Below are 17604 nucleotides of genomic sequence, written 5' to 3'. Positions count from 1 at the left end.
TGCGTCGCCGGGTCGTCTAGGTGTCGTGGCTGCTGCCGGGACTCGCCCGCGGCAGAGAACGCGGTTGAGCAGCCAGGGCCGGAGTGGGGAGGGCCGGTGACTACTATACGGCGTAGTAATTGCTGTCCGTGGCGTGTCCCGATCCCGGACTCTCAGCGGTAGGCGGAAGCGAGAAGACCTGGTGGATGCTCGAGCGGTGGACGCACCCGGATCGTTCGGCGGCTCAGACTGGCTGCTGTTGTGGGAGCCCGACCCTGTCACGATGGCGGTCGCCGCACTGATGCTCCTCGGCTACACGTACCTCGTCCGGCGCAGACCCTTGGACGAACGATGGCCACCTCGCACCACCGCATGGTGGGTCTCTGGCTGTGTTGTGGCGGTGTGGGCTACCAACGGGACCCCGCAAGCGCTCAGAACGACCCTCTTCAGCATGTACACGACGCAGCTGGTGCTGGTCGGACTCCTGGTTCCGGCTCTCCTCACGCTCGGTCGACCGGTGGCACTCCTGCGAGGGCACGCAGGGGCGTCGTCGAGGTCCACTGGGGTCACGCAGAGGATCGCCGACGTGGTGGTCCGGGTTCGTGAACGCCTGCCGCTGGAGATGTCGGCGGTCGGTGTGTCGTGCCTCGTGTTCGTCGCGACCTCTACCCCGGTCGTCGTCGCGAATCTGGAATCGAGAACGGTTCACTACGTGACGCTGTGCGTGGCCCTCGCGACAGGCGGACTGTTGGCGACCGGCGTCACGCGTTCCGTCACGCCTCGTTGCTCGGTCCGGCGCCGGTCGTTGATACTCCTCACGGTCGCGGTCGTGCTGGCGGCCTACTGGCTGTCGCTCGTCAACCAAGTCACGCCCCGGGCGTGGGACTGGTTCGTCGCAGTCGATCGAGCGTGGGGTCCCTCGGTCACGGGCGACCAGGACAATGCCGCCGTCATCGGCTTTGTCTGCACCGTCGTCTCGGTGCTGCTGATGCTCGAGCTAGCGGTCGTCGGACGCGAAGCGGCCGCAGCCGAATCGCGCTGACGGGTCCATCAGCGGCGGTCCAGGAGATCCTGCAGCACAGCGATCTCGGAACGCTGACTCTCTCGCATGGATTGCGCCAGTCGCTTGGTCTGTGTGTTTTCGACGAGCCCCACCGCTGCGTCGGCCATCGCGACCCCGGCACGGTGGTGATCGATCATCAGGCGCAGGAACAGCCGTTCGGCGGGCACACCGTCACTGGCTCGCAGACGACGCATCTGCGCGGGCTCGGCCATCCCTGGCATCGACCTCGAAGCGGTGCTCTCGACTCTGGCGTCGGTCATCTCGGCCGTGCCGTCAGCGGAGCTGCCGCTCATGCCGCTCATGCCGTTCGTCCACTCCATGGTGCGCCCGGGGGCCGCAACCTGCGACAGGCCCCAGGACCGCAAGAGGGCGAACATCTGCCCGGACTGCTGTTGTTGTCCCAGGGCGATGTCGTAAGCAAGCCGGCGTATCGCCGGGTCAGTCGATCGGTCTCGCACCAGCATGGACATCTCGACGGCCTGCGCATGGTGGACCTGCATGTCACGCAGGAACCCTGCCGCGGCACTCTCGTCGTCGGGGGACTCGGGAGCGCCGAACTTGGACCCGACGAGCAGTGCTGCCGCGACCAGGAGCGCGACGAGCACCACCTGTACTGCTCGCCGCCGGGAAGTCCGGATCCGCGGGTCGCCAGCTCGCGAGCTGGCGCAGTGACCCGTCCGGGCCGACATCTGGGTGTAGTCGAACGAGGGGTCATCGGCATCGCGGTCTGTCATCGGTCAGCCCTCGACGGGCTCGCCCTGCAGCGGTACTGCGGTGTCGGTGCCGCTGGTGCACGCGGCACCGGGCTCCGGCACGTCGTCGGCCAGGGTGTAGTCGCGGAGAAAGCGGCCAAGACGAGGGTCGTCGACACCATCGAGCTCGATCTGGTGGCCCCAGCTCGAAGCCACGACAGGGGCCGGTAGGTCCTCACGGGGCGACAAGATGGCGTAGGTGGAGGGCATGGCGTCCGCAAGTCGTCGGACATCGGCTTCCGGCAGCGATGGGTCGTAGGTCACCCAGCTGGCTCCGTGCTCCATCGAGTGGACGGCGTTCTCGCTCTGCACCGGTTCGGTGTAGGTGCCGCAGTTGAGCCAGATCCCGTTGTGCTTGCCGCCCGCCGGGGGGTCTTGTGCGTACCGCACCGGTCCGGCGACGTGGTCGGTCACGACCTCGAAGTCCTCGACGCCTGTCGCCAACGCCTCTTTCTCGACGCTCACGGACCGCAGCCCATAGGCCGTCGCCCCGACGATGAGCGCCAATGCCACGGCCACCGCGGCCCACAAGACGGTGGTACGAGTGCGTTCGCGCCGCCGTTGCTGTGCCCGCACCTGTTCTGCGCGGCGGGCCCGGTCGCTGGCGCCACCGGCTTGACCGTGTCGAGACATCATCTGGTTCTCCTCAGGTGATCATTACTGGTCGAGCCGTGCCGGCCGTCAGGCCCTGGTATGGGTGTGCCGGGTCGTCGGCACGCCACCCCGCCCCGCGGCACGAGGGTGTCGGTGTTCGCTGCGGCAATGGGTCCGGCCGGTTGAGTGCCGCGGCCGCGCCGCGTGGTCAGCCTCGGTTGTCATGTCTCGACAGCGAGGTCAGGTAGGCGTTGTAGGCAGTCCGATCGGCGTCTCCGTCGCGGTCGGCTCGCCGGTCGAGTCGTCGCTGCTCACGGTGGTCCGCCTTGACCCACTGCACGATCAGTGCCGCGCCCACGATCAGCAGGGGGTAGTCGCCGAGCGCCCAGCCGATGGAGGCCCCGGTGTACTGGTCCCGGGCGAGGGTCGCTCCCCAGGTGCGCCCGAGGGCGTCGAACCAGCTCTCGGCGAGGACGGTGGTGCTGGCCATGAGGGACACGGAGTAGAACGCGTGTGCGCCGAACGTCACCATCAGCAGGAGCATCCGGTAGTGGAAGGCGGGTCGGGTTACCCCGGGGTCGATCCCGATCAACCCGGACGCAAAGAGGTAGCCCGTGATGAGGAAGTGCAGCACCATCACCACGTGGGCGGTGTGTGAGCGCAGCGACAACTCGAACAGGCCGGTGCTGTAGAACACCACGAGGCTCCCGACGAACATCGGGGCCGCGACCAAGGGGTGCGCGAGCAATCGCGCGATCCGGTGGTGGACCAGCGCGAGCAACCACTCCCGAGGGCCGCGCGTACCGTCGCGACGTCGGGGCACCGAGCGTAGGAACAACGTCACGGGGGCCGCGAGGACGAGCAAGGCGGGAACAGCGGTCGCGATGGTCATGTGCTGCACCATGTGCATGCTGAACAGGACCCGGCCGTAGACGCCGGGTGCGCCACTCGTCGCCCACACCAGCACCGCCCAGCCGGCGACCCAAGCGATCGTGCGCCCCGGGGACCAACGATCTCCTCGCTTCTGCAGCCGACGCACCTGACGTAGGTACGTCCACGTCGCCACGATCGCGACCGGTACGAAGAACGAGTCGACGCGCCAAGCAGAGAACCACCTCAGCGGTGTCAGCTCGGGTGGCAAGTCGTAGCCGAGCAGCGCCTGCGAGGCGCTGAGCACTTGTGACGCGTCCGGAGGATCAGTGCGTGCGAGCGCTACTCCTAGTGCCATGGCGAGGCACAGCAGTGCCACCTCGCCCGCGACGAGCCACGTGAATGCAGTCGTGTCGCCGGCCTCGAGGCGAGCGAGGGACCGTCGGCGGTGCCACCATCCCGCCGAGCCCAGGAGCAGCAGGAGCACCGCCTTCGCGACGAGCAGCGAGCCGTAGGCGCTGACGAGGTCTGCGGGACTCGACACACTCAGCAGGGCCGCGGCGGTCCCGGACAACGCGACCGCGATGTAGCAGGCGCCCGCGATGGGGGAGAAGTGCCGGGCAGAAGCCGCCAAGGTCGACGGTGAGCGCCGAGCGACGCACACCAGGCCGATGATCCCGCCGACCCAGACACTCATCCCCACGAGGTGGGCGAACAGCGAGTTGACGCCCCAGTCGTGGTTGAGGTCGCCGGCGGAATGGCCCACCGTGGCCAGAGGCCACAGTGCTAGCACTGCAAGTGCGACGAGCACCGCCAGACCCGTTGTACGGCGAAGCCAGATGGCACCGATCGCCACGCACGAGGCGATCGCAGCGCTGAGGAGCAGGGCACGGCCGAGCTCGAAGTCGACCGCGAACCACGCGACTTGCTGCAGTGCACCCGGTGTCGTCAACGACCAGCCGACTGCGTCGGACCAGGAGAACGCGATGAGGGCGAGGCATGTGAGGCTCCACAGCATGGCTGCCGCTGAGGCCCCAACGGTGAGCCGAGCGCGCGTGCCGGAGATGACCTCGTGCGGCTTCGACCCGAGGTTGGGGACGCAGCAGGCGGCGAGGACCAGGAACCCGAGCGTCGTCGCCGCCGCGGTGTCGCGGATCACCTGTGACACTCGCAGACCCCACGCGGTTGCGAGTCCCGCGTCCGGGAGGCCTTCGACGACGTCCGGGCGCAGGCTGCCCACCAGCCAAGCGCCGAGGATGGCGGCGACGGGAGCGAATGCGACCGCTGTCACCACCAAGACCCCGACGACGGGACGAAGAGAACCGGATCCTGGGCAGTGGTGGTCTGAGTCGGCTGACCGGGAGTCCCCACCGTTCGGTGGCCGCGGTCCGGTAGCGGTCTTGTCGGTTGGCCCGACACATGCTGGTGACCCCAAGGCATCTGGCCGTCGCGGAACGTCGGGGGAGTCGGTTCCTCGGGGGAGGCGTCTGGTCGTCACTCCGGACGTGTCCGGCCTCGCGAGATCAACGTGATGGCACCCGCCACCACGACGATCGTGATGACGCCGATGACGAGGGTCGACAGCCACGCAGGGCCTCGCTCGGAGTCCGCGACCCTGCCGGCGGGTGTCTGTTCCGGCGTATCGGTGGACTCCAGCGGCGTCGGTTCCTGAGCCCGATCCGCGGGGGGAGTCTGCCCGGCCGTAGCCGTCGGATCAGTCCCGTCAGACGCCGTCTGCGGAGCCGGGGCCACAGCGAACCGGCTGGTTCCGGTAATCGGGTGCCCGTCCTGCGACACGACCCTGAAGTCGACACGCCAGACCTTCGAGCTCTCGGCGGGTTGCAGCGCCTCGCTCGGAACCCGAGCCACGAGTCGCCCGCCCTCGACGTCGGTGACGAGCCGCGTCGGACTGCCTTCCGCTACGCGCAGGTTCACCACCACGAGCTCGGGCTGCAGAACCTCGGAGAACTCGAGGTCGATCTCGGCCGGGGCCGTAGCCAGACGGGCGCCGTCAATGGGATCGCTCCCCAAGAACGACGTGTGCGCCTGTGCCGAGCCGGCGCCGAAGGCCATCAGCGCGGTGATGATCGCTGCGCAAGCCACGACAGCCGCTGAGCGACGGTACTGTGGCCGTCGTCGACAGCTGCCGTCACCGACGGCGAGAAGCGCGGTGGTGCCGTGCATCGGTTTGTCCTCCCGGGAGCTCGATGCGCGACCGCTTCGGGGTGCGGCGGCGCAGCTGACGATATCTACTATGACCGATAGGAGTTACGGTCACGGCGCGCGGGCTGGACGAAGGAGGCGAGAGTGCGCGAACTCGGGACGCTGGAAGCGGCCGTCATGCAACGCCTGTGGGCGTGGGGTAGTGGTGTGTCCGTACGTGACGTCGTCACCGATCTGGAGCGGGATCGCGACATTGCCTACACCACCGTCATGACGGTGCTCGACAACCTGCACCGCAAAGGTCTGGTTCGTCGCGTCAAGGTGGGGCGAGCGTTCCAGTACGAAGCCGTCGAGAGCAGGGAGGCGCACGTCGCCGGCCTGCTGGAGGATGTCCTAGGCGACGCGGGGGACCGGTCGGGAACGCTCATGCGCTTCGTCGGGCGGCTCGATCCGTCCGAGCAGGCCGAGTTGCGCCGCATGCTCGACGGAGCGCCCGAACCGTGAGCAGTGCTGTCGGGAACCTGCCTGGGCTCTGGACCGCCGCCGCGCTGGTCGGACTGGCCTGGATGCTCGCAGTGTTCGCCGGTCCGCTGGCGAGGGCGCAGTGGCCGACTCGATCACCAGGCCTCGGGGTCCTCGCCTGGCAGAGCCTGAGCCTCGCGTGGGCAACCAGCGTCATCCTTGCCGGCGTCTCGTTGCTCGTGCCGCACGCCACCGCTGCGACCAGCCTGGGCGAGCTCGTACGCCTGTGCACCGACGAAGTGGTTTCGCGACTCGACGAGCCGTTCGTCCAAGTGCCGGCGCTGGCCGGTGCCGCGCTCGTCCTGGGGCTGGTTCTGCGCTTCGGGTGGCTGACCGTGCTGAGCCAGGCCCGGGCCCGGGGACGCAGGCGCCGCCAGCGCTCGACCCTGGATGCCGTCGGGTCCCCCGGCAGCGGCGGCCTGATGATCATCGAACACGAGACCCCGGCGGTTTACTGCGTGCCGGGTCGCGGCTCTCGCATCGTCGCCACCAGCGCCGCCACGGGTCTGTTGAGCCCAGAAGAACTCGACAGCGTGCTGGCTCACGAACGAGCGCACCTGCGGCTGCGGCACCATGTCGCAGTGTCGTTCGCGCAGATGCTTGCCACCACCTTCCCCTGGATGGCCAGTCTCCGGCTCGGTGCGGCCCAGGTGTCGCGCCTCGTCGAGATGCAAGCCGACGACGCAGCAGGACGCGGCGCCCGACCCCACCTGGCGCGGGCCTTGTTGTGCCTCGCTCTCGGGCCCGCCGGGGTCTTGAACGCGGGTGGTGACACCGCAGACCGCGCCCGGCGGCTGCTGCGGCCCGCCGCTCCGCTCCCGGTCTCCGCGCGTGCCGCGATCGCCTCGCTTTCGTGCGCGGTCGTCCTCGCGCCCATTTTCGTCGCTCTGCTGCCGGGCGGCGAGGGCCTCGCTCACGCCTGCTGCACGCTGCCGATCCCCTCGACGCCGGGCTGATCAGCCGAGCGCAACTACTATTTGAAGTAGTAGTACGCTCGGGTTCGTGGCCGAGCGACGATCCATCCCCGCGCTGGCCGTCTGGGGTTGGCGCTGGCTCACCACGATGCGCACCGCGGTCATCCTCCTCGCGCTCCTGGCGCTGGCCGCGATCCCGGGCTCGCTTTTCCCGCAACGCAACGTCGCGAGCGACCCCGGCGCAGTCCCGGGCTTCTACCGTGAGAACCCGACCATCGCCCCATGGCTCGATCGCCTGGGGCTCTTCGACGTCTACGCCTCGGCATGGTTCGCCGGCATCTACATCCTCTTGCTCGTTTCGATGACCGGGTGCGTCCTGCCGCGCTGCCGCACGCTGTGGCGTGAGTCGAGGGCCGAACCGCCACCGGCACCACGCACTCTCGTCGGTCCCAGAGGCGGACGTGACCTACTGGTCGAAGCCGACCAACAAACAGCCCTCGACGCCGCCCGAAGCATCCTGAGCCAGCGCCACCGACGCGTCAGGCTCCTCGGCGGCGAAGTTCGAGCCGAACGGGGGCAGATCCGAGAGATCGGCAACCTGCTGTTCCATCTCTCGCTTCTCGTGTTGCTCCTGGGCATCGCGCTTGGGAAGCTGCAAGGCTTCGAGGGACGCGTTGCCATCATCGAGGGTCAGAGCTTCGCCAACACCGTCTCCCAGTACGACGAATTCTCCCCCTCGGCCCTCACTGACATCGATGGGCTCGAACAGCTCAGCCTCACCCTCGACGAGTTCGATGCCTCCTTCTCGGGCGAGGCCGCCTCGCGTGGAGAACCCCGCAGCTTCGACGCCACCCTCGACTGGTCGACTCCCGACGGCCAGGAGGGCCGCAAGGTGGTCCGCCCGAACGCGCCGCTGGACATCAACGAGACCAAGTTCTTCTTGACCGGCCACGGCTACGCACCAGAGATCACCGTCACCGACGGCCGCGGCGATGTCGTCTTCTCCGGCCCCACCATCTTCTACCCCATCGACTCCAGCTATGCCTCGGACGGAGTCGTGAAGGTGCCCGATGCTCGACCAGAGCAGCTGGCCCTGCAAGGGCTGTTCCTCCCCACGGCCGCCCAGGAAGACGGCCAGCCCCCCGTGTCGGTCTTCCCCGCACCGGTGAACCCCCGGCTGCTGCTTACCGCCTGGTCGGGCGACCTCGGGCTGGACACCGGAGAGACCCAGAACATCTTCACCCTCGACACCAGCAACCTCACCGAGATCGGCGGCGGCAAAGACCGGACGATGCTCGCCCCCGGCCAGACCATGCAGCTCGGTGACGGGCTCGGCTCCATCCGGTTCGACGGGGTGCGTCGCTTCGCGAACTTCCAGATCGCCTACGACCCCGGCAAGGAGATCGCACTCGTCGCCGGCATCATGCTCCTCCTCGGTCTCACCATCTCGCTCACCGTCCGCCGATGGCGCGTATGGGTCCGCCTCACACCACACCCCGAGGTGTCTTCCGGTCTGGTTTCGCTAGAGATCGGAGGCCTCGCTCTGAGCAGACGACGTTCAGACGAGCACGCGATGCAGGACGAGGTCCAGCGCATCGCCTCCGCGCTGGAGTCGTCGCTCGATGTGCATCAGCCGCAGCCGTCCACCCATGGAGCAGTGACATGACTTCCAGCGCCTACGCCGTTCTCAGCGACCGGCTGGTCCTCACCGCCATCGCCGTGTTCGCCGCAGCCATGCTCGTGCTGGCGATCCACAGAGCGCGAGCGAGCAGCCTTCGTCTGCTCGTCGCGAGCGCTACCCGGTCGACGCCACGGGCAGGTCACGAGGAGGACGTCCTGGCCCGCAGTCACGGAACGCGAGCCGCCTCGGAGGACCGCACGGGGACCGGGAACGCGCTCCCTCGCAGCGCCGCTCCCACGACCCCACGCGACGACCTCTCGACCACTGACCGAACCACGCCCACGGCCACGGGCAAGCTCGATGGTGCCGGTCACGGACTGCTCGGCCTGGGTGTCGTACTCCTGCTGCTCGCCATCACGACCCGCGGCATCGCGGCCGGTCGGGTCCCGTGGAGCAACATGTATGAGTTCGCCGTCGTCGGAACCCTCACGACCGTCGCCGCGTATCTCCTCCTGGCCAGCCGGCCGAACACGCGGCCCGTACGACTCGTCGGCGTCTGGGTCGCGACCGCTGCAGCCCTCTTCCTCGGCCTAGCCATCACCGTGCTTTACACCCCAGCAGCCGGACTGATCCCGGTGCTTGACTCGGCCTGGCTCGTCATCCACGTCGCGGCAGCCATCATCGCCGGCGGCCTCTTCACCGTCGGAGCCCTCGTCTCGGTGCTGTACCTCATCAGCGTGCGCCGAGCCGCACGGACACCCGGTCGAGCCAGGGGCTGGCCGAGCGAGACCTTCGACCAGATCGCCCAAACGGCGTACACGATCGCGTTCCCCATCTGGACCTTCGCCGTGATCGCTGGTGCGATCTGGGCCGAGAACTCCTGGGGCCGCTACTGGGGCTGGGACCCCAAGGAGACCTGGGCTTTCATCACCTGGGTCCTCTATGCCGCCTACCTCCACGCCCAAGCGACCGGCGGCTGGCGAGGCAAGAAGGCGACCTGGCTCGCACTAGCCGGCTACGTCGCCTTCCTGTTCAACTTCGTCGGCGTCAACATGTGGGTGGGTGGCTTGCACTCCTACTCCGGCTTGTAGGGGCTTGATCAAGGTCGTGGCTGGTTCGCTCAGCACTGCGGTTCTGTCCGCGACGGCGCCGGGACTCGCTGGCGCCGCGTCGCAGGCAGCCAGCGGCGACTGGACTCGTCGTCGCCCGCGAGTAGGGGCTGCCGGGCGAACCGACGCGGGCCTCCCCGCGGGGTGCGGACTCGCTGCGAACGGTCCTCTTCGAAGTGTCGCAGCAGCAGCAGCCGGACAACGTTCAGCAAGCTCCCGCCGTGTAACCTCGGCGCTGAGCCAGAACACGCCGAGAGGTGTGCGGGAATCCGGGGAGAGTCCGGAGCTGACGCGCAGTGGTGAGGGTGACTGGCGAGACGTTGGACCACTGGGACTCCGGTCCTGGGAAGGTGTCTCGCCGGGTCGATCCCGAGTCCGAAGACCGGCTGGCTCGTTCCTCAGCCGCCGGCCCGCGCGCATCGGGTCCCCGACAGACGAGAGCGCCCGTTGGCCCAACCCGGCCTGGCGTCCACGCGCCTCCCCTCACCCGAGCGTCCCCTGCGAGCCCGCCGGGGCCAGCCCTGGACGCTCGGAGTCCTGCTGCTGCTGGCCATCGGCGTCTCCGTCGTCGTCTACCTCGGCCTCGGCTCCGAGCCGCTGCGCCCGGGCGGCGTGGTCGAGGTGCTGCGTGCCCGGCTGCTGTCGGGGGAGCCGGGCCCCGACCCGGTCTACGACGCCATCGTCTGGGACCTGCGTGCTCCGCGGGTGCTGCTGTCGCTCGTGGTGGGCGCCGGCCTCGCCGTGGCGGGCGCGGCCATGCAGACCCTGGTCCGCAACCCGTTGGCCGACCCCTACCTGCTGGGCGTCTCGGCCGGCGCCGGGGTCGGGGCGACCGCGGTCATCGCGCTCGGCGTGCTGGGCTCGCTGGGGGTCTGGGCGCTCTCGGCCGGTGCGCTCATCGGGGCGCTCGCGGCGACCACGCTCGTCTTCGGTGTCTCGCTCGCCCAAGGAGGGCTGACCCCGCTGCGGCTCGTGCTCACCGGGGTGGTGATGTCGTCGGCGTTCTCGTCGGTCTCGAGCTTCCTGGTCTTCGCCAGCAACGAGCCGCGGGCCACCGAGTCGGTGCTGTTCTGGCTGCTCGGCTCGCTCGCCGGTGCCTCGTGGGTCCAGCTGCTGCCACCGCTCGTCGCGGTCGCCGTCTCGATGGCGGTGCTGCTCGGCATGCACGGCTGGCTCGACGCGCTCTCGACCGGCGACGACACCGCGGCCGCCGTCGGGGTGCCGGTGCGCGGGCTGCGCGTCGGGCTCTTCGTGCTGACCTCGGCGCTCGTCGGGATCCTGGTCGCGGTCTCCGGGGGCATCGGCTTCGTCGGCCTGGTGGTGCCCCACCTCGCCCGCATCGCCGTGGGCGGAGGCCATCGCGCGGCGCTGCCCGTCGCGGCCCTTGCCGGCGCGCTCTTCCTGCTGTGGGTCGACGTCGTCGCCCGACGAAGGTGGCAGGCACCGAGGTCTAAAGCAGCGCCGAGTGTCGCTTGACCGCGTGGGCGAGCTCGAAGAGGTTTTGGTCAGCAATCCCGTGCCAGACGCCCTGCCACAGCTCGTAGGCGGTGAGGGAGTCGATGGTGGAGTCGCGCACGAACTGAGGGGCGTCACCATGGATCACCTCGCCGAGAAACCAGGCGTCGGGGTGTTGCGCGCGCACGAGCGGCAACACCTGCGCCCAGAAGGCCGGCGGAACGGCGTACGCCGCGTCGAGGCGCCATCCGTCGACACCTCGGGCCAGCCAGTGGTCCATCACGTCAGCGACCCACTCGACGACCGCTGAGGAGCCGTGGTTGAGGGCGACCAGGGAGTCGTGGCCCTCGAAGACGTTCGCTCGCACGCGGTCGCCGGGGCTCCAGCCGTCCCAGTCGACTCGGAACAGCGACGCGGTCGCGGCCGCCGGGCCCTCAGCTTCGACAAGCTGGAAGGCAGGATGAGACCGACCGACATGGTTGAAGACCCCGTCGAGGAGGACCCGCAGACCTCGTTCGTGCGCGGCCGCGACCAGGCGGTCGAAGTCGGCGTCGTCGCCGAGGCGGGGGTCGACGCGGCGGTGGTCGATCGTGTCGTACCCGTGCGTGGCCGAGGCGAAGACCGGCCCGAGCAGCAAGCCGTTGAGACCTAGGTCGAGCACGTGGTCGAGCCAGGCTTCGATCCGGCCCAGCCGGTGTACCACCGGCTCGTCGGGGCCGCCGAGCGGCGAGTCGCCGGCGGCGGGTCGGATCGGGGCGCCGACTGCTCCGAGCGGATAGACGTGCCATCACATCACGTGGTCGGTCCACGACGGCATCAGTAATCTCCTTGGGGGAGCGGAAGGACAGTTGACGCAGCCAGAGAACCACGTCGTTCCGGAGGGGAACACTGCAGCGAAGCAGTGGCTGGGCCTTCGCTACTCAGATCTGCTGACGTCCACCACGACGCTCAGCGCCGGTCATGGATCGCCACGCTGAGCGCCGCCACACCGCGAACCAGTGCTCGTCAGGTCACGCGGGTCCGGCACACGCGCCAGGTGTCACCGGGCATCATCCACGGGAATGCGCCTCGCCTTTACCGGAGGCTAGAACAGCGCCGGCGGTCGCAGCCCAGGAGGCGAGAAGCGCGAAGCGTTCTTCAGAGTCGGTGCTCGGCTCGGGGGTGTAGACGGTGACCACGAGCGAGCGGTCGCGTCGGGTCGAGACGTCCATGGTGTGGTAGTTGAGCTCCATCGGTCCCACGGCGGGGTGGTGGAACGTCTTCGCGCCGGCGTGGTGGAGACGGACGTCGTGGCTTACCCAGCGGGTGCGGAACTCCTCGCTGATCGTGGAGAGCTCGCCGACGAGGGTCCGGAGGCGGCGGTCGTCGGGGACGCGGCCGGCCTCCGTGCGGAGGATCGCCGCAGTGACGTCGGCGGCTCCGGCCCAGTCGGGGTAGTAGGCGTCGGCGCTGGGGTCGAGGAACTGGTAGCGGGCGATGTTGGGGTTCGCGTTGTCAGGCTGTCCGTCGTAGATGGGCGAGTAGAGCGCGCGGCCGAGCGGGTTGACGGCCATGAGGTCGAGCCGGCCGTTGCACACGATGGCGGCCGAGCCGTGCATGGAGTCGATCATCCAGCGCACGGGCTCGGGCACCGTGGTCTGCCGCTTGGCTGCGGTGCGCTTCGGGCGCGCGGCGCGGGCGAGGTCGAAGAGGTAGGCGTGCTCGGCGTCGGAGAGTCGAAGTGCGGTGGCGACGGCGTCGAGAACGTCCTCGGAGACGCCGGTGATGTGGCCCTTCTCGAGCCTGGTGTACCACTCGGTGCTGACGCCGGCCAGGACGGCGACCTCTTCGCGGCGCAGGCCCGGCACCCGGCGACGGTTGCCGGCGGGCAGGCCGACGTCGGCCGGGGTGAGACGGGCGCGACGCGTCGCGAGGAAGTCGCGGATGTCGGCGCGGCTGTCGGCGTTGGGGTCCTGCGTCATGCCCTCAGCGTAGGCGCGCGAACGCGCTGAGCCAGGTGGCGTTTGTACCCCCATAAACGCGACCTGTTGCGCACACGTGAGGCGCGTTTGCATGGGTGTCGTGCCGGTCGGTCTTGACCGGCGAATGCCACCGACCACGCCGCCCACGAGGCGGGAGCAGGAGCCCACCCATGCGCGCCACCATCCTCCACGGCCCCGGAGACGTCCGCGTCGAGGACCGTGACCGACCCACCATCCTCAAGCCGACCGACGCGATCGTCCGGCTCTCGGCCGCGTGCGTCTGCGGCTCCGACCTGTGGCCCTACCGCGGGGTCGATGCCACCACGGACTCCGTGCCGATGGGCCACGAGTACGTGGGCATTGTCGAGGAGGTCGGCTCGGAGGTCCGCGAGGTCGAGGTCGGACAGTTCGTCGTCGGCTCCTTCTTCGCCTCCGACAACGTCTGCGACATCTGCCGGTCTGGATATCAGTCGTCCTGCGTGCACCGCGAGCTCGTCGGCGGGGCCCAGGCCGAGCTCATGCGGGTCCCGCTCGCTGATGGCACCCTCGTCGCCACCCCCGAGATGCCTGACGCCGACCTGGTCCCGAGCCTGCTCGCGGCGTCCGACGTGCTCGGTACCGGCTGGTTCGGCGCAGTCGCAGCCCAGGCCGGACCCGGCAAGACCGTGGCCGTTGTCGGCGACGGCGCGGTCGGCCTCCTCGGGGTGCTCGCCGCCAAGCAGCTCGGTGCCGAGCGCATCATCGCGATGTCACGCCACGAGTCGCGCCAGCGGCTCGCGCGCGAATTCGGCGCCACCGACATCGTGGCTGAACGCGGCACCGAAGGCGTGGCCCGCGTCAAGGAGCTGACCAACGGTCTCGGAGCCCACTCGGTCATCGAGGCCGTCGGCACGCAGGAGTCGATGCTGCAGGCCATCGAGTCGACCCGTCCCGGGGGCCACGTCGGCTACGTCGGCGTCTCCCACGACGTCACGCTGCCGGGGGAGCAGCTGTTCTTCTCGCACGTCCACCTCCATGGTGGGCCCGCTCCCGTGCGCGACTACCTCCCCCACCTGATCGACCTGATCCTGAGCCGGCAGCTCGAGCCGGGGAAGGTCTTCGACCTCGAGCTCGGGCTCGAGGACGCCGCGGAGGGCTACCGCGCGATGGACGAGCGCCGCGCCATCAAGACCCTGTTGCGGCCCTGACGCACCGATCCCACCACCCGCCCCGCCCACCGTCGGGCGGGTGGACACCCGCCCGCCCCCTTTTGGAGCACCTATGACCACCACCGTTGACGCACCCACCGGAGCGCCGGTCGACGAACGGCCCCATGGAGTCGTCACCGCGAGCTCCCCGATGGCGCTCGTGCTGTGCGCCCTGACCATCTTCGGGCCCATCTCGATGGACCTGTACCTCCCGGTTCTCCCCGCGCTCACCGCTGACCTCGGGGCCACGACGTCGGCGGCCCAGCTGACGGTGACCGCCTGCCTGATCGGTCTCGCGCTCGGCCAGCTCGTGGCCGGTCCGCTGTCGGACCGGTTCGGTCGACGCCGCCCACTCCTGATCGGGGTGGCCGCCTTCGTCGTGGCGTCGCTGCTGTGCGCCGTCGCCCCGACGGTGACGGCTCTCGTCGTGGCGCGCTTCGTGCAGGGCCTTGCCGGCGCGGTCGGGATCGTGATCGCGCAGGCCGCCGGTCGTGACCTCTACACCGGCAGCCGGCTGTTGCGCTACTACGGCCGGTTGACCGTCCTCGGTGGTCTCGCTGCCGTCGTCGGGCCCGTCGTCGGTGGGCAGCTGGCGAGGGTCACCGATTGGCGCGGCACGTTCGTCTTCCTCGCATTGCTGGGCCTGGTGCTTCTCGTGGCCAGCGCTGCGCTGCTCCGCGAGACCCTTCCCGAGTCCCGGCGCCGCGGCGGTGGGGTCGTCGAGAGCGTCTCCTCCATGGGCCACCTGCTGCGTGACCGCAAGCTCGTCGCAGCCGTCCTCGTGACGGGCCTGAGCAACGCCGCCCTGTTCGCCTACTTGAGCGGCGCGACCTTCGTGCTCCAGGACATCTACGGCCTGACACCGCAGGGCTATTCCTACGCGTTCGCACTCAACTCCGCGGGCTTCATGGTCTTCGGCTTCCTCGGATCACGAGTGGCTGACCTCTGGTCCGTGCGCGGGACGCTCGTGGTCGGCCTCGCCCTGGTGCTCATCGGCTCCGTCGGCGTCCTCGCCACCGCCCTCGGCGACCTACCGCTCGCCGCCATGGTGGTCTCGCTCTTCCTCCTCGTCAGTGGCGTTGCGACGAGCACCCCACCCGCCACGACGCTGGCCCTGGAGGACCACCCGGAACAGGCGGGCGCAGCCGCAGCCCTCCTCGGCTCGGCCCGCTTCGCCTTCGGCGGCGTCACCGCGCCCGTCGTCGGGATCGCGGGAGCCGCCACTGCGGTCCCGCTCGGCGTCGTCGTCACCGTCGCCGCGGTTCTCGCTGGCGCCGCCTGCCTGCTGCTCCCGCGCACGAGCACCCGCGCGGCCACACGCGAGGTCATCGGGGCCGCCGCGTGAGCAGGTATCTGGTCCTCGCCGCCCTTGGCCCGCTGGTCGCGGCGTGCGCGACCTCTGGTTCGTCGTACGACGCGGCACCCTCCACTGCTCGCAACGGCCCTGACCGCATCCGACCCACGACGTCGTCCGGGCAGCCGGACGCGGCCGCTGCGGCCGCCGTCCGCACCCGAGTGCGGTTTACGACCGTGGACGGAACGGTCACCGTCGCGCTCGACGAGAACCCGACCGCGCGCGACCTGATCGACCGGCTGCCGCTGACGGTCGACTTCGAGGACTTTCACACCTCGGAGAAGATCAGCTACCTCGACGCGCCGCTGACCACCGAGGGCTCTGGCGGCAGCGCCCCTGGCCCCGGTGACCTCATCTACTACGTCCCGTGGGGCAACCTCGCCGTCTTCTACGACGGCAGCGTGCCTCACTCCGACGACACCATCCCGCTCGGTCGTGTCGTCGACGGCGCCGAGAACGTCGCCAGCCTCGACCGCGGCCCCGTGACCATCGAGCGAGTCGCTCAGAAGGGGAATCGATGAAGATCACCGCCCTCGGCACTGCCGACGTCGACATCGCCGTCCTCCGGGCCTGACTCAGCGACCGCCCAGACCACCATTCGACGTCCCGACCCATCCAGAACGGATCCCCGCCATGCAGTACACCCACCTCGGCCGCAGCGGCTTGAAGGTCTCCCGCATCGCCCTCGGCACCATGAACTTCGGCGACGCCACCGACGAGCAGGCCAGCCACGCGATCCTCGACCTCGCCGTCGACAGCGGCATCAATCTCATCGACACCGCCGACGTCTACGGCGGGCCGCAGTCGCCCGACATGGAGCAGGGTTACGGCACCTCCGAGGAGATCATCGGGCGGTGGCTGGCCACGTCGGGTCGGCGTGACGACGTGGTCCTCGCGACCAAGGCCTACCAGCCGATGGGGCTGGGCCCCAACGACCGCCACCTGTCGGCGTACCACCTGCGCCGCGCCTGCGAGGCGAGCCTACGCCGGCTGCAGACCGACCACATCGACCTTTACCAGATGCACCACGTCGACCGCGGAACGCCGTGGGAGGAGGTCTGGCAGGCGATGGAGCAGCTGCAGCGGGAGGGCAAGATCACCTACGTCGGCAGCAGCAACTTCGCCGGTTGGGACGTGGCCACCGCGCAGTCGGTCGCGACCCACCGCGGTGCGCTGGGCCTGGTCTCCGAGCAGAGCCTCTACAACCTCACCAACCGCGCGATCGAGCAGGAGCTCGTACCTGCCCTGGAGTACCACGGCCTTGGCCTGCTGCCCTGGAGCCCGCTGGCCATGGGCGTCCTCGCCGGCAAGCGACCAAACGAAGAGACGGTGCGGCGTGCTGCGATGAGCGAGCAGTTCGACACTCTCGCCGACCAGCTCTCCGCCTACAGCGGCCTGTGCGCCGACCTCGGTCACAGCGAGGCCGCAGTCGCCCAGGCGTGGCTGCTGCACCAGCCGGTCGTCTCCTCTGTGATCGCCGGCTCCCGCACCGCCCAGCACCTCCAGGACGCGATCGACACCCTCGACGTCGACCTCAACCAGTCGACGCTCGACGAGCTCGACCGCATCTGGCCCGGACCTGGGCGCGCCCCCGAGTCCTACGCCTGGTGAGCACCATCAACTACTGCTTCCTGAGGGGAAGACATCAACATGCAGATCACCCGCAGCAGCGCCGAAACCGTGAAGGGGCCAGCAGGCTGGTTCACCGGTGACGTCTACATCGACGCCGTCGCCGCCGCACCCTCGCCGTCGCGGGTCTCAGCCAACCTCGTCCACTTCATGCCGGGCGCACGCACCCACTGGCACCGCCACCCGCTCAGCCAGACCGTCTTCGTCACCGAGGGCGTCGGACTGTGCCAGCGCCGCGGAGGGCCCGTCGAGGTCATCCGGCCCGGCGACCGCGTCCTCTTCGAGGCCGACGAGGAGCATTGGCACGGTGCCGCTCCGGACCGCCTGATGGTGCACCTCGCCATCAACGAGGCCGACGACGACCACGCCGTCGTGCAGTGGCTGACGCCCGTAACCGACGACGAATACACGACCCAGCCGTCCAGCTGATC

The 17604-nt window shown here is 69.5% G+C and carries 16 protein-coding genes, 1 pseudogene and 1 riboswitch; of the genes and pseudogenes, 11 read left to right on the top strand and 6 right to left on the bottom strand.

All coding sequences use genetic code 11. The features are described 5' to 3' along the window. The first annotated feature begins 262 nt into the window (after positions 1-262). On the top strand, positions 263-1021 hold the full coding sequence (locus tag ACYU8I_RS09180; RefSeq protein WP_460839922.1) for a cytochrome c oxidase assembly protein: 759 nt from the start codon (positions 263-265) through the stop codon (positions 1019-1021). A gap of 8 nt (positions 1022-1029) precedes the next feature. On the opposite strand, the gene ACYU8I_RS09175 is transcribed toward ACYU8I_RS09180, so the two are convergent. The 4 genes from ACYU8I_RS09175 to ACYU8I_RS09160 form a co-directional block, all read right to left on the bottom strand. Next, on the bottom strand, positions 1030-1650 hold the full coding sequence (locus tag ACYU8I_RS09175; protein ID WP_460839809.1) for a DUF305 domain-containing protein: 621 nt from the start codon (positions 1648-1650) through the stop codon (positions 1030-1032). Positions 1651-1779: 129 nt separating this feature from the next. Then, on the bottom strand, positions 1780-2430 hold the full coding sequence (locus ACYU8I_RS09170; protein ID WP_460839807.1) for a DUF3105 domain-containing protein: 651 nt from the start codon (positions 2428-2430) through the stop codon (positions 1780-1782). A 166-nt stretch (positions 2431-2596) separates the two neighbouring features. Next, entirely contained in the window at positions 2597-4417 is a 1821-nt protein-coding gene (locus ACYU8I_RS09165; RefSeq protein WP_460839805.1) for a cytochrome c oxidase assembly protein, read from the bottom strand. Positions 4418-4752: 335 nt separating this feature from the next. Next, positions 4753-5442 (bottom strand): copper resistance CopC family protein, encoded by a 690-nt coding sequence (locus tag ACYU8I_RS09160; protein ID WP_460839803.1) that lies wholly within the window; start codon positions 5440-5442, stop codon positions 4753-4755. 123 nt (positions 5443-5565) lie between these two features. On the opposite strand from ACYU8I_RS09160, the gene ACYU8I_RS09155 reads away from it, so the two are divergent. The 5 genes and pseudogenes from ACYU8I_RS09155 to ACYU8I_RS09135 all read left to right on the top strand — a co-directional run. After that, entirely contained in the window at positions 5566-5925 is a 360-nt protein-coding gene (locus ACYU8I_RS09155; protein ID WP_460839801.1) for a BlaI/MecI/CopY family transcriptional regulator, read from the top strand. After that, complete coding sequence (locus ACYU8I_RS09150; protein ID WP_460839799.1) at positions 5922-6899, top strand: M56 family metallopeptidase; 978 nt, start codon at positions 5922-5924, stop codon at positions 6897-6899. Before ACYU8I_RS09155 ends, ACYU8I_RS09150 begins: the two co-directional genes overlap by 4 nt. A 46-nt stretch (positions 6900-6945) precedes the next feature. Then, positions 6946-8523 (top strand): cytochrome c biogenesis protein ResB, encoded by a 1578-nt coding sequence (gene resB / locus ACYU8I_RS09145; protein WP_460839797.1) that lies wholly within the window; start codon positions 6946-6948, stop codon positions 8521-8523. A 68-nt stretch (positions 8524-8591) separates the two neighbouring features. Beyond that, positions 8592-9569: a c-type cytochrome biogenesis protein CcsB gene (gene ccsB, locus ACYU8I_RS09140; protein WP_460839795.1), complete on the top strand. Its 978-nt coding sequence runs from the start codon at positions 8592-8594 to the stop codon at positions 9567-9569. A gap of 242 nt (positions 9570-9811) precedes the next feature. Beyond that, positions 9812-9992, top strand: a riboswitch (cobalamin riboswitch). Positions 9993-10085: 93 nt separating this feature from the next. Beyond that, positions 10086-11015 (top strand): annotated as a pseudogene (locus ACYU8I_RS09135) (FecCD family ABC transporter permease); the annotation flags it as partial. A 22-nt stretch (positions 11016-11037) separates the two neighbouring features. Here ACYU8I_RS09135 and ACYU8I_RS09130 read toward each other — a convergent pair. Continuing rightward, entirely contained in the window at positions 11038-11745 is a 708-nt protein-coding gene (locus ACYU8I_RS09130) for an alpha-amylase family glycosyl hydrolase (protein WP_460839793.1), read from the bottom strand. Positions 11746-12091: 346 nt separating this feature from the next. Then, the gene (locus ACYU8I_RS09125; RefSeq protein ID WP_460839791.1) at positions 12092-13003 is read right to left on the bottom strand and encodes a helix-turn-helix transcriptional regulator; all 912 of its coding nucleotides are present in this window, start codon (positions 13001-13003) and stop codon (positions 12092-12094) included. 170 nt (positions 13004-13173) lie between these two features. Here ACYU8I_RS09125 and ACYU8I_RS09120 point away from each other — a divergent pair, with 170 nt between their 5' ends. The 5 genes from ACYU8I_RS09120 to ACYU8I_RS09100 all read left to right on the top strand — a co-directional run bounded on the left by ACYU8I_RS09120 (position 13174) and on the right by ACYU8I_RS09100 (position 17602). Next, on the top strand, positions 13174-14190 hold the full coding sequence (locus ACYU8I_RS09120) for a zinc-dependent alcohol dehydrogenase family protein (protein ID WP_460839790.1): 1017 nt from the start codon (positions 13174-13176) through the stop codon (positions 14188-14190). 73 nt (positions 14191-14263) lie between these two features. Next, entirely contained in the window at positions 14264-15535 is a 1272-nt protein-coding gene (locus ACYU8I_RS09115) for a multidrug effflux MFS transporter (protein ID WP_460839788.1), read from the top strand. Positions 15536-15720: 185 nt separating this feature from the next. Continuing rightward, a complete protein-coding gene (locus ACYU8I_RS09110; protein ID WP_460839787.1) occupies positions 15721-16065 on the top strand; it encodes a cyclophilin-like fold protein in 345 nt (114 codons plus the stop codon). Between the two features lie 112 nt (positions 16066-16177). After that, the gene (locus ACYU8I_RS09105) at positions 16178-17155 is read left to right on the top strand and encodes an aldo/keto reductase (RefSeq protein ID WP_460839785.1); all 978 of its coding nucleotides are present in this window, start codon (positions 16178-16180) and stop codon (positions 17153-17155) included. 39 nt (positions 17156-17194) lie between these two features. Next, on the top strand, positions 17195-17602 hold the full coding sequence (locus ACYU8I_RS09100; protein WP_460839783.1) for a (R)-mandelonitrile lyase: 408 nt from the start codon (positions 17195-17197) through the stop codon (positions 17600-17602). The last annotated feature ends 2 nt before the right edge of the window (positions 17603-17604 follow it).

The sequence above is a fragment of the Nocardioides marmoraquaticus genome (assembly GCF_054777915.1).
This window is presented reverse-complemented; position numbering and strand designations above follow the sequence as displayed.

Excerpts from the sequence above, each read along its gene's own strand:
- ACYU8I_RS09180 (WP_460839922.1), top strand. The coding sequence starts at position 263 with ATGGCGGTCGCCGCACTGATGCTCCTCGGCTACACGTACCTCGTCCGG.
- ACYU8I_RS09170 (WP_460839807.1), bottom strand. The coding sequence starts at position 2,430 with ATGATGTCTCGACACGGTCAAGCCGGTGGCGCCAGCGACCGGGCCCGC.
- ACYU8I_RS09160 (WP_460839803.1), bottom strand. The coding sequence starts at position 5,442 with ATGCACGGCACCACCGCGCTTCTCGCCGTCGGTGACGGCAGCTGTCGA.
- ccsB (WP_460839795.1), top strand. The coding sequence starts at position 8,592 with ATGCTCGTGCTGGCGATCCACAGAGCGCGAGCGAGCAGCCTTCGTCTG.
- ACYU8I_RS09125 (WP_460839791.1), bottom strand. The coding sequence starts at position 13,003 with ATGACGCAGGACCCCAACGCCGACAGCCGCGCCGACATCCGCGACTTC.
- ACYU8I_RS09120 (WP_460839790.1), top strand. The coding sequence starts at position 13,174 with ATGCGCGCCACCATCCTCCACGGCCCCGGAGACGTCCGCGTCGAGGAC.
- ACYU8I_RS09115 (WP_460839788.1), top strand. The coding sequence starts at position 14,264 with ATGACCACCACCGTTGACGCACCCACCGGAGCGCCGGTCGACGAACGG.
- ACYU8I_RS09105 (WP_460839785.1), top strand. The coding sequence starts at position 16,178 with ATGCAGTACACCCACCTCGGCCGCAGCGGCTTGAAGGTCTCCCGCATC.
- ACYU8I_RS09100 (WP_460839783.1), top strand. The coding sequence starts at position 17,195 with ATGCAGATCACCCGCAGCAGCGCCGAAACCGTGAAGGGGCCAGCAGGC.